Below are 11,992 nucleotides of genomic sequence, written 5' to 3'. Positions count from 1 at the left end.
GGGAATAATTCCCGCTTCTTAGTCAATCTTATCGGCGTAGGCCAAGTTTTTGAATTAGTTCACGGTAACGTGTAACATCTTTATCGCGAAGATAGTTCAACAAGTTACGACGGCGACCAACCATTTTCAATAGGCCACGACGTGAATGGTGATCTTTTTTGTGTGTACGAAGGTGTTCATTAAGTGTAGTGATTTCCTCCGTCAATACAGCGATCTGTACTTCTGGTGAACCAGTGTCAGTGTCGTGTGTTTTGTATTCTGCGATAAGTTGATTCTTACGTTCTTTAGTAATTGCCATTTGTTATTCCTCCTGAAAATTCTATTTGTAAACCCCATTCCCCGAGCAATCGCCGGAGCAGCAAATTGCCAAGCGAAGGTTTTCCATAGTCCAGATTACACTTTTTACAGACAGATTGCAAGTCTCCCGGACAAGATTCTATGCAAAATATGCGCTAATCTGCTCTTTATCTCGATCAAGCTGCGCAACAAGTGCATCAATTCCATTGAATTTGACTTCTTCCCGAATGAATTTACGCCAAGAGACCGTCACATCTTTACCGTAGATCTGCTCATCGAAGTCAAGGATGTGTACCTCCAGATTCGGCACGACTGCATCCTGCTGGAAGGTAGGTTTGAAGCCGAGGTTTGCCATGCCGGCATATGTCTCCCCATTTACAAGCACTTCTACAGCATAAACACCCACTTTTGGCAGAAAATACTCGTCTGCGATTCGGATATTCGCCGTCGGATAACCGATTGTTCGTCCGCGCTGATCACCTGTGATGACTTCTCCAGTCAATGTAAGCGGATGACCAAGCAAATCCAAAGCACCTTCGATATTTCCTTTGGCTACGAGCTGACGGATTTTGGTGGAACTGATTTTCTCTTCCGCATTTTCCACTTTCGCTACTGCCTCATACGTAAATGCATGCTGCTCGGCAGCTTTCTGAAGAGTATCCGCATTACCTGCACCTTTTTTTCCGTATGTGAAATCAAAACCCGATACTAAGTGACGAACTGCTAATCCGTCGATAAAGCGTTCGATGAAGTTCTCGGGACTAAGACCAGCTAATTCTTTCGTGAAGCCAATCAAATAAAGATAATCGATGCCCATGCTTTCCAGAATTGCTTCCTTTTCACGGAGCGGAGTAAGGTAATCTTCCCTCGTATCCGCTTTACCCAACACAACGGATGGATGCGGATGAAAGGTGATGACCGCACTTTTCAGCTGTTTTTCCTGAGCAGCATCTATCGCATGCTTGATGACTTCTTGATGCCCGCGGTGAATGCCATCGAAAAAGCCAATAGCTGCGCTTACAGCAGGCATATCATGTAGTTTCATCGTTTCTGAATAATCCAGTTTAATCGTTTGCATCTGTGCCACCTGCTTTCCCTGATACGAATACTCGTTTTGGCTTCAGTAAATGTGGATAGTCAGGATGTGTCTCGTAAATACCGAGAAGCTGATCAGCTCTTTGCACCCGGTATAGACTTGCTTCTGCCGGCCGAGAGAGTCGCTGGCCGTACCTGACTTTTAGTTCAATTGCATCATCTGCCTCGATCAGCGGCATGAATTCAATCGCTTTCGTGACGGGCTGCAGCAATTGTTCCATATTCCCTGTAAGCATCGCCTCTTCCATTTTAGCAAAAGTGACTGTATCCTGTGTACGAAATGCTCCAGCCTGGATCCGTACCAGGTCGCTCATATGAGCTGGATAGCCTAGTGCTTTTCCTATATCCACACAAAGGGTCCGGATATAGGTGCCTTTCGAACAGCTTACTGTGAACCGGAACACACTTCCATCTTCGTTTACAGATGCATGGTCCAGTACAATTTCATGAATCGTCACATGGCGGATCGGTCGCTCCACGTGCTCTCCTCTCCGCGCGTATTCATATAGTTTACGGCCGTTTACCTTAACTGCAGAGTACATTGGCGGTATCTGTTCGATTTCACCGGTGAATGATTCGAGTACCTTCTCGATATCTTGCAAAGAAATCGGTTCAGCTACTGGTTTCTCCTCTATTACCTCCCCGCTTTTATCTTCTGTCTCAGTTGAAGAACCCAGTGTGATCTCAGCCACATAGGTTTTGGAGGTATCCGTCAAATAAGGTACGATCTTTGTCGCCTGGCCGATACAAAGTGGCAATACACCCTCTACATCAGGGTCCAGCGTACCTGTGTGCCCGATTTTCTTCGTCTGTAATATCTTGCGTGCTTTGAACACACAATCGTGGGAGGTCATCCCTTTTGGTTTCCATAATGCTAGGATCCCATCCAATGTCAGCACCCCTTTTTGCTATGTAAAAAAAGAACCCCTTCCTCCCATGAAGGGCGAAGGGATTCTCTGTTGTATCTTATCTGTCGGTATCATTAAGCTCTTTTAGAAGATGCTCAATCCGATTACCTTGATCGACCGCTTCATCGAATTCAAATGCCAGTTCCGGTGTTTTACGCAAACGGATGCGTTTGCCGATTTCGGAACGAATGAATCCTTTCGCTTTTGAAAGGCCAAGAAGTGTATTATGCTTCTGCTTCTCCTCGCCAAGGACGGAGATGTAGACTTTCGCCTGCTGCAGGTCTCCAGTCACTTCGACATCCGTCACCGTGACAAAGCCCACTCGCGGATCTTTTATCTTTCTTGAAATGATGTCGCCTAGTTCTTTTTTCATTTGCTCTGCGACACGATTTGCACGTAGTTCACTCATATTATCACCTCATCATCATTCGGAGGGATGCTATAGCCACTGCTTATCAGTAGCTGTTCTCTCGATCTCCGGAAAAGAATCAATCAAAGCAAGCGCTTGGTCCATTACCCGTTCAGCACGAACACGATCAGGAGAAGTCGTTACCAGTTCAAAGCAAGTGCGCTGCCATAAATCATGGTAGTCTGCTTCGCTGATAGCGATATTGAAGGATCCACCTATTCGTGAAGTGATTCGTTTTACGACCGAACGCTTATCCTTGAGAGAATGCGCGTCATAGATCATACATTCTACAACGGCAGCCAGAATCATTTTCTTTCGATTTCTTCCATTACATACGCTTCGAATGTGTCGCCCTCTTTAAGATCGTGGAAGTTCTGCAATGTGATTCCACACTCATAGTTTGTAGCAACTTCACGTACATCATCCTTGAAACGTTTCAAGGAATCAATTTCATCCTCAACGATTACAATACCATCACGGATGACACGGATGGAAGCATCACGTGTGATTTTACCTTCTGTTACATAGCTTCCCGCAATCGTACCGATACGGGAGACCTTGATAATTTGACGAACTTCCGCTTGTCCGATGACTTTCTCCTCGAACTCAGGATCAAGCATCCCTTTCATTGCGGATTCAATTTCTTCAATTACTTTATAGATGATGCGATGCTGGCGGATATCGACATTTTCAGATTCTGCAGCTTTTTTCGCATTTGTATCCGGACGAACGTTGAAACCGATGATAATCGCATTTGAAGCAGATGCCAAAATAACATCAGATTCCGTTATTGCGCCTACACCTGTGTGGATGATGCGGACTTTAACGCCTTCCACTTCGATTTTCTCCAGGGACGCAGCCATCGCTTCTACGGAACCGTGCACGTCCGCTTTCACGATCAAGTTGATATCTTTCACTTCCCCTTGCTTGATCTGGTTAAACAGATCCTCAAGGCTGACACGTGCTCCGCTGGAACGATTTTCTTCCACTTGCTTCTGCTGTCTTGCTTCCCCTACTTGACGAGCTTGTTTCTCGTCTTCGAATACCATGAACTGGTCACCTGCATTCGGTACACTGTTCAAGCCAGTGATCTCAACCGGTGTGGATGGAGGAGCTGTTTTCACACGGCGTCCCAAATCATTCACCATTGCACGCACGCGGCCGAATGTATTACCGACAACAATGCTGTCACCGATATTAAGCGTACCATTCTGTACAAGCAATGTTGCTACAGGACCGCGACCTTTATCCAATTGTGCTTCGATTACAGTACCCTCTGCAGAACGGTTCGGGTTTGCTTTCAATTCTTCAACTTCGGTTACAAGCAAGATCATTTCAAGCAAATCGTCGATACCTTCACGTTTTTTCGCAGAAAGCTGAACGAAGATTGTATCACCGCCCCAATCCTCAGGGATCAGGTTATGCTCAGTAAGCTCCTGCATCACTCGGTCTGGATTAGCGCCTTCCAAGTCGATTTTGTTAACCGCTACGATGATCGGCACTTCCGCAGCTTTCGCATGGTTGATCGCTTCGACAGTCTGCGGCATAACACCGTCATCTGCAGCTACAACTAGAATCGCGATATCTGTTACTTGTGCACCACGGGAACGCATGCTTGTGAAAGCTGCGTGTCCAGGAGTATCAAGGAAGGTGATCTTCTTGCCATTTTCTTCAACTTGATATGCACCGATATGCTGCGTAATTCCGCCAGCTTCTCCTTCGGTCACTTTCGTATCTCGGATAGAATCAAGCAAAGTTGTTTTACCATGGTCAACGTGTCCCATGATTGTGACAACGGCAGGACGTTCCTGCAGTTCATCAGCTTTATCTTCGATTTTGTAGTTATCCAAATCTGTTACGTCAACATCTACTTCTTCTTCTACTTCGACATCGTATTCTGCACAGATCAATTCAATAGCATCTTTGTCCAAGTCCTGGTTCTTTGTTGCCATGACACCTTGAAGGAAGAGCTTTTTGATGATTTCAGTGGACTCCCTATGAAGCTTTGCTGCCAATTCACTAACAGTCAAAGACTCTTTGAAGGTGATTTTATCTGGAGTCGGCATTTCTGGACGCTTCTGCTGCGGTGCTTTACCCCGGTTGTTGTTCCGGCCGCCGCGTCTATTGTTGTTCTGTCCGCCTTTGCCTGGTTTTTTATTACCATTACGCTGCTGGTTGCGGTTCTGTGGACCGCCGCCACTCTTGCTTTTCGGCTTATTGTTCTGTCCGCTATTATTTGCTGAGTTGGTTGTGTTTGTTGAGTTCCCCGTTTTAATCGCTACTTTCTCGCTACCCGCGCTTTTTGCTGTGAAGCTCTTATCCAATTTGTCTTTTGCCGTTTCATTAATCATGGACATATGATTGGATACTTCGATATTCATACTTTTAAGTTTAGTAATGATTTCCTTACTGGAAACGTTCTTCTCTTTTGCGTATTCATAAACACGAATCTTTGACATACGTTCACCTCCGAGTGGATTCAGTGAGCAAAGATTTCAATTTGTCTGCAAAGCCTTGATCCAAAATGGCAATTGCGACTCTGCCGGATTTACCAATCGCTTGTGATAATTGATCCCGGTCCTCCTCTACCTGCAGAAAAGCGATGTTGTAGTAATCGGTCTTGTTGCGAAGTTTCTTCAGGGTTTGGGGACCGACATCACTGGCAGCTATTACTAGCTTTGCTTTCTGCCGCTGGACATCCCGGACAATTGCATCTTCTCCGAAGGTGCACTGCCCGGCACGTACAGCTAAGCCTAACAAATTCAAATAATTTTTACTCATGAGTGCTGACCTTTCGCTAATCGCGCAAGTTCTTCATAAATAGAATCATCGATCTGTGTATTCAAGTGCCGCGCCAGCGTATCTTGTTTTTTCGCTTTTTCTATGATAGCCGCATCCTTCGAGACGTACGCACCGCGACCGTTCTTTTTACCGGTTTCATCCACAAAGACATCGCCTTCTTTGCTGCGGACAACCCGGATCAAATCCTGTTTTGGCTTCATTTCGTTGGAAACCACACATTTTCGAAGCGGAACTTTCTTTTGTTTCATATACAGCGCCCCTTATCAATATGTGTCTTCGTCGTCAAAATCGTCGAAGTCGTCAGCTTCTGCATCCTGCTTAGTCAATATGCCAAGCTCGCGTGCTTCAGTCTCAGATTTAATATCGATTTTCCAGCCTGTCAATTTCGCTGCCAGGCGGGCATTTTGACCACGTTTCCCGATTGCAAGGCTAAGCTGGTAATCAGGTACGATGACCGTTGTCGCTTTTTCTTCCTCATCGACAAGTACAGAGATGACCTTGGAAGGACTAAGCGCATTTGATACGTATTCAACTGGATCTTCCGACCACTCTACGATATCAATTTTTTCACCTTTCAATTCATTTACGATTGCTTGGACACGCTGACCGCGCTGACCAACACAGGAACCGACAGGATCGACTTCCGCTTGGGATGCATAGACAGAAATCTTAGAACGATCTCCAGCCTCACGTGCCACAGAACGAATCTCTACAGTACCATCATAAATTTCTGGCACTTCCATTTCAAATAATCGCTTCAAAAGACCTGGGTGAGTCCTGGAAACGAAGATGCTCGGTCCTTTGTTCGTGTTCTCCACTTTCGTCACGTATACCTTCAAGCGGTCATGGATTTCATATTTTTCCGTAGACATCTGTTCACTTTCCGGCAATTTCGCTTCGATTTTGCCAAGGTCCACATAAATGAATCTTGGATCATTACGGGAGACGATACCAGTCATGACATCTTCTTCCCGATCTGCATATTCGCTGAAGATGACGCCGCGCTCTGCCTCACGCACACGCTGTGTAACGACTTGCTTCGCTGCTTGCGCTGCAATACGGCCGAAGTCCTTCGGTGTCACTTCGATTTCAACGACATCGCCGATATCGTACGTACCAGAGATAGCACGAGCTTCATCCAGTGTCATTTGCTGCTGGCTGTCCTCGACTTCCTCGACAACATCCTTACGGGCGAAAACTTTCATGGACCCAGTTGTTTCATTCAAATCAACACGAACATTCGTTGCAGACTTGAAGTTCTTTTTATAAGCGGAGATCAAGGCTGCTTCCAGCGCTTCGATCAGGACGTCTTTATTAATCCCTTTCTCTTTCTCCAAATAAGTAATGGCATCAAAAAGCTCGCTGCTCACTCGTATATCCCCCTTTAGTTAAACGTTACAGCCAGACGTGCCTTCGCGATTTTCTCATATGGAAGGGACACTTCCTTTTTCCTCGCTTTGATCATGACTTCCAATGTCAATACATCGTCTTCGAACGCCTTCAATGTACCTTGATACTCTTTCTCGTTATCGATCGGCTCATATAGCTTTACATGTACAGTCTTACCGATGCTTTTTGTGATTGCTTGTTTCGTTTTCAGTGGTCTTTCCGCTCCTGGCGAAGAAACCTCCAGAAAGTACGGAAAATCAACCGGGTCATTCTCATCTAGGATTTCACTCAACTTCTCAGAGACGATGGCGCATTCCTCGATATCGATGCCTTCCGTTTTGTCGACATAAACACGCAGGAACCAATTCTTGCCTTCCTTGACGAATTCTACATCAACCAACTCAAGCTGCAGCTCTTCCACGATCGGTTGTAGATAGCTTTCCGTAACTTCCGTTATATTGGCTGCCAAAATGCTTCCTCCTTTACTGCACGCTTTCAGGCGAATATTACTTTTAAATGGGTAAGGGTGTAGCCTCTCAATAGAAAACCCTTGCCCGAAATGGAAGCAAGGGAACAATGTTTATCATGTGCTTTTTGCTACAAAAAACGAAGAGGCGCTCCCCTTACAAACTTGATGCCGAATCCATGGGTATGAAAAAGAGTGGGTAATCCCACTCTTGATCTGGTTCGTATCAATACCGCTATTGGATAATATACCACAAGTTTCTTATTTAGGCAAGAATCCTGTTAGAATAGCGAAAGCTGGTTCTGGTCGGCCATTCCTTCCAGACAGCCATGCTGATCCATATACTCCAATACCGTTTTACTAATCCTGCTTCGTTCACGTAAATCCTCTTTTGACAGAAACTCTCCATCTTCCCGTACTTTCACGATATTGAGCGCAGCATTGGTACCTAGTCCGTCAATTGCATTGAACGGCGGGATCAAGCTGTCTCCGTCAACAAGAAAGTCAGTAGCACTGGATTTGTACAAATCAACCCGCTGGAAATGGAAGCCTCGCTCACACATTTCAAGGGATAGCTCCAGTACAGTCACAAGGTTCTTCTCTTTTGGAGAAGCATCATGACCCTTTTGGTTGATTTCGTTTATACGCTGGCGGATTGCTTCTGGTCCTTTGATCATCGTATCAAGCTCGAAATCACTAGCACGTACACTGAAGTACGCAGCATAGAAGAGAATCGGATGATGCACCTTGAAGTAGGCAATCCGTACAGCCATAAGAACATATGCAGCTGCGTGGGCTTTTGGGAACATGTACTTGATTTTCAGACATGAATCGATATACCAATCCGGTACATTGTTCTTCTTCATCTCTTCGATCCATTCATCCTGAAGCCCTTTCCCTTTTCGGACAGACTCCATGATCTTGAACGCAAGCGATGAATCAAGACCCCGGTGCATCAGATAAACCATGATGTCATCACGACAGCCAATTACTTCAGGTAATGTGCAAATGCCGCTGTTGATCAATTCCTGGGCATTGCCTAGCCATACATCTGTACCATGGGATAGTCCGGAAATCTGGACAAGCTCGGCAAAAGTGGATGGATTCGTATCCTCCAGCATCTGTCGGACAAAACGCGTTCCGAACTCTGGCACGCCGAGTGTACCTGTTTTACACATAATTTGTTCTGCCGTCACACCTAATGCTTCTGGTCCGGAAAAAATCTTCATTACTTCCGGATCATTTGTCGGAATAGTTTTTGGATCGATACCGGACAAATCCTGAAGCATACGGATGACGGTCGGGTCATCGTGTCCGAGTATATCCAGTTTCAGCAGATTATCATGAATCGAGTGGAAATCGAAGTGGGTCGTTTTCCATTCTGAATTGCGGTCATCTGCAGGGAACTGGATAGGTGTGAAGTCATATATATCTTGGTCATCCGGCACAACAATTATACCACCTGGATGCTGACCGGTTGTCCTTTTCACCCCAGTACAGCCTTGAACGAGACGGTCCACTTCCGCATTTCGGATATGAAGCTGATTATCGCTGGCATAGCCTTTCACATACCCATAGGCTGTTTTTTCTGCTACAGTACCGATTGTACCGGCACGATATACCTTGTCTTCCCCAAACAGTACTTTCGTATAGTTATGGGCTTGCGGCTGGTAAGCACCGGAGAAGTTCAAATCGATATCGGGAACTTTATCTCCTTTGAAACCAAGGAAGGTTTCGAAAGGAATATCCTGTCCATCCCGCTTCAAAGATTCACCGCATGACGGACAATTCTTCTCAGGCAAATCGTAACCGCTGGCGACAGACCCATCGTTGAAGAACTCGTTATACTTGCAGCTTGGGCATACATAATGCGGCGGCAGCGGGTTAACTTCGGTAATATCGGTAAGCGTCGCGATCAATGACGAACCGACGGATCCACGTGATCCTACCAAGTAGCCGTCTTCCAGAGACTTCTTCACTAGCTTGTGTGAAATAAGATAAATAACGGCAAATCCGTGGCCGATTATACTTTTCAGTTCCTTTTCGATTCGTTTCTCGACTATTTCCGGTAATGTATCGCCATAAATGCTGCGGGCACGATCATAGCTCATCTGGCGCATCTCGTCCTCTGCACCATCGATATTAGGCGTGTACAGATCTTCTTTTACCGGTTTAACATCTTCCATCATGTCAGACACTTTTTTCGTGTTCGTCACAACGATCTCTTTCGCTTTTTCAGAAGGCAGGAAATCAAAGCAAGCCAACATCTCAGCTGTCGTGCGGAAATGGACATCCGGCAATGTCTGCCTGCTGAGCGGGTTACCATTCTGTGTCTTGATCAGAATGTTTCGGTACTGTTTTTCATGCTCTTCGATATAGTGCACGTTACCTGTCGCAACAACTGGTTTATCCAGATCCTCGCCTAACTCTACAAGATTCCGAAGAATGTCAAATAGATGTGCTTCATTCTGCACCAGCTCTTTCTCGATCAGATGGTAATAGTTGGCTGGGGGCTGTACTTCAATCACATCATAGAAAGCTGCGGCTTCTGCTGCATCCTCCTTCGATTTTTGCATCATCGCCTCGAACACTTCACCTTTGTCACAGCCAGAGCTGATGATCAAGCCCTCCCGATGCTGTTCAAGCTTCGAACGGGGAATTCTCGGAACACGGTAGAAGTAATCAACATGCGACATGCTGACGAGCTTATACATATTCTTTAAGCCGATTTCATTTTGAACATAAATCGTACAGTGGTAGGGACGGGAACGCTGGTACGCATTTCCTTCCCCCATATAGTTGTTAAGCTGATTATGATTCATGATTTCTTTATTGAATGCTTCTTTTAATAAACGCCAAAGCAGATAACTAGTAGCCTCCGTATCGTAAATTGCCCGGTGATGCTGTGTCAATTCGATATCGAGGAACTTACATAGCGTATTCAAACGGTGGTTCTTCAGCTGTGGAAACAGGAACCTGGCAAGTTCCAATGTATCAATAACCGCATTCGACGCCTTCTCCAAACCAATTCGCTTGAACCCTTGATTCAAAAATCCCATATCAAAGCTGGCGTTATGGGCAACTAGAACATCGTCGCCCATCCAGGCGTTGAAATCATTCAGTACATCCTCGATTTCAGGTGCATCAACGAGCATATCATCCGTTATGCCTGTCAGATCGATAATCGTCTGACTTAGCTTTTGGTGCGGATTAGCAAACCGTTCAAAGCGGTCGACAATTTCTCCATCATGGAACTTCACTGCAGCCAATTCGATTATCTTATCATAGGAAGCAGAAAGACCTGTCGTCTCCACGTCGAATACGATATAAGTGGCTTTTTCCAAATTGATATCCTTGCTGTTGTATGCAATCGGAACGCCATCGTCGACAAGGTTGGCTTCCAAGCCATAGATTACTTTTACATTGTTTTTCTTACCAGCAGCAAAGGCTTCCGGATAACTCTGTACGACAGCGTGATCCGTGATCGCTATGCTTTCGTGTCCGAATCTGGCTGCTGTTTCAATCAAACGGCTGGCCGATGTAACAGCATCCATCTGGCTCATAAGCGTGTGCGCATGCAATTCGACACGCTTCTCCCCTTCTTCTGCTTCATCTCGGCGAAGCGTGACAGTGATCTGGTTGATGTCATTTGCCATCATCGTCAGTTCATTTGTGAAGTTGTCTGTCTGGATGCTTCCGCGCGCTTTTATCCACATACCTTTTTTGAGCTGCTTGAATTTATCAGCATCTTCATTGCCCTTAGAGAACATCTTGATTTGGAAACTGTCTGTGTAGTCCGTTACTTTGGCGATGAGCAGGTGACGGCCAGAGCGCAATTCACGAATGTCCACATCAAAAACATACCCTTGAACAGCCATACGACGTTCTTCATCCTGAATATCCCGCATGAGTGTGATTTCGTCATTGATAGCATAACCAATCATAACAGGACCTTGAGGAGTCTCATCCTGCTTCTTCGCACGGTCTTCTGAATCCTTGATAGCCTTTTGGACGAGAAGACTATCTTCAATTGCTTTCTGCTCACGGAATTTCGTCAGTTCTTCCATGTTCTGTTCTTGAACGGTAACAGTAAGCATGTAAAGGCCTGCACCGATTTTCTCACAATACGTTTGAAATGCCGGTTCAAGTCTTTTTTTCAGGGCACTAGCTTCTGCTTCATTCCTAGCAGTTAACATAATCTTATTACCGTTAACTACCGGAACCTGTGTTTGGACAAGATCCTTATAAGCAGGTGACAGTTTTGGATAAGTTAGTACAAAATCCTTCCAATAATCCTGGATGTGTTCAGCTTCCACTGTATTCGTCACACATCGGATCGACCAATTCACAGCTGCAATGTGTGCGAAGGCTTCTGTCAGCTTAGCAGTGAATATTTTATATATGGTTGGAGGCAGCAGATTTGCCAATTGAAAATGAAAGTGCCAGGACTTTTCTTTCGGATCGACTTCCAGTTTCTCCAGCTGACTCTCTTTAAAATGAGCTTCGATAGTTTCTGTATCAAGCTGAATCTGCTCAAGGAGCATGTCCATTTTCTCATTACGGCTTAAACTCATTGTGACTTCTCCTCCCCCGCTACTGGTACTGCGGTCTTGCGAAAGCCCCTGT

Annotated in this window: 11 protein-coding genes; all 11 read right to left on the bottom strand. The window is 45.5% G+C overall.

Annotation, left to right across the window (positions count from 1 at the left end; all coding sequences use genetic code 11):
* Window positions 1-28: 28 nt before the first annotated feature.
* Complete coding sequence (gene rpsO / locus CHH91_RS09235; RefSeq protein ID WP_095223160.1) at window positions 29-298, bottom strand: 30S ribosomal protein S15; 270 nt, start codon at window positions 296-298, stop codon at window positions 29-31.
* Window positions 299-436: 138 nt separating this feature from the next.
* Window positions 437-1,375, bottom strand: a complete 939-nt coding sequence (locus CHH91_RS09230; protein ID WP_095223159.1) for a bifunctional riboflavin kinase/FAD synthetase — start codon at window positions 1,373-1,375, stop codon at window positions 437-439.
* Entirely contained in the window at window positions 1,362-2,282 is a 921-nt protein-coding gene (gene truB / locus CHH91_RS09225; RefSeq protein ID WP_095223158.1) for a tRNA pseudouridine(55) synthase TruB, read from the bottom strand. The genes CHH91_RS09230 and truB overlap by 14 nt, the downstream gene beginning before the upstream one ends.
* Window positions 2,283-2,358: 76 nt before the next feature.
* On the bottom strand, window positions 2,359-2,709 hold the full coding sequence (gene rbfA, locus CHH91_RS09220) for a 30S ribosome-binding factor RbfA (protein WP_095223157.1): 351 nt from the start codon (window positions 2,707-2,709) through the stop codon (window positions 2,359-2,361).
* Window positions 2,710-2,739: 30 nt separating this feature from the next.
* Window positions 2,740-3,018 carry a DUF503 domain-containing protein gene (locus tag CHH91_RS09215; RefSeq protein ID WP_095223156.1) on the bottom strand — a complete coding sequence of 93 codons (279 nt, stop codon included), beginning with the start codon at window positions 3,016-3,018 and terminating at the stop codon, window positions 2,740-2,742.
* A complete protein-coding gene (gene infB / locus CHH91_RS09210) occupies window positions 3,015-5,168 on the bottom strand; it encodes a translation initiation factor IF-2 (protein WP_095223155.1) in 2,154 nt (717 codons plus the stop codon). The genes CHH91_RS09215 and infB overlap by 4 nt, the downstream gene beginning before the upstream one ends.
* A gap of 4 nt (window positions 5,169-5,172) precedes the next feature.
* Window positions 5,173-5,490, bottom strand: coding sequence for a L7Ae/L30e/S12e/Gadd45 family ribosomal protein (locus tag CHH91_RS09205; RefSeq protein ID WP_095223154.1), 318 nt, complete (start codon window positions 5,488-5,490; stop codon window positions 5,173-5,175).
* A complete protein-coding gene (gene rnpM / locus CHH91_RS09200) occupies window positions 5,487-5,759 on the bottom strand; it encodes an RNase P modulator RnpM (RefSeq protein WP_095223153.1) in 273 nt (90 codons plus the stop codon). Before rnpM ends, CHH91_RS09205 begins: the two co-directional genes overlap by 4 nt.
* 15 nt (window positions 5,760-5,774) lie before the next feature.
* Window positions 5,775-6,881, bottom strand: coding sequence for a transcription termination factor NusA (gene nusA, locus CHH91_RS09195; protein WP_095223152.1), 1,107 nt, complete (start codon window positions 6,879-6,881; stop codon window positions 5,775-5,777).
* A gap of 14 nt (window positions 6,882-6,895) precedes the next feature.
* Window positions 6,896-7,369, bottom strand: a complete 474-nt coding sequence (rimP, locus tag CHH91_RS09190) for a ribosome maturation factor RimP (protein ID WP_095223151.1) — start codon at window positions 7,367-7,369, stop codon at window positions 6,896-6,898.
* A 278-nt stretch (window positions 7,370-7,647) separates the two neighbouring features.
* Entirely contained in the window at window positions 7,648-11,940 is a 4,293-nt protein-coding gene (locus CHH91_RS09185) for a PolC-type DNA polymerase III (protein ID WP_095223150.1), read from the bottom strand.
* Window positions 11,941-11,992: the final 52 nt, after the last annotated feature.

Source organism: Virgibacillus sp. 7505, from assembly GCF_002272135.1.
Lineage (GTDB): Bacteria > Bacillota > Bacilli > Bacillales > Amphibacillaceae > Terribacillus.
Note: the sequence above shows the minus strand (reverse complement) of the source record. Positions and strands in the feature narration are given on the sequence as shown.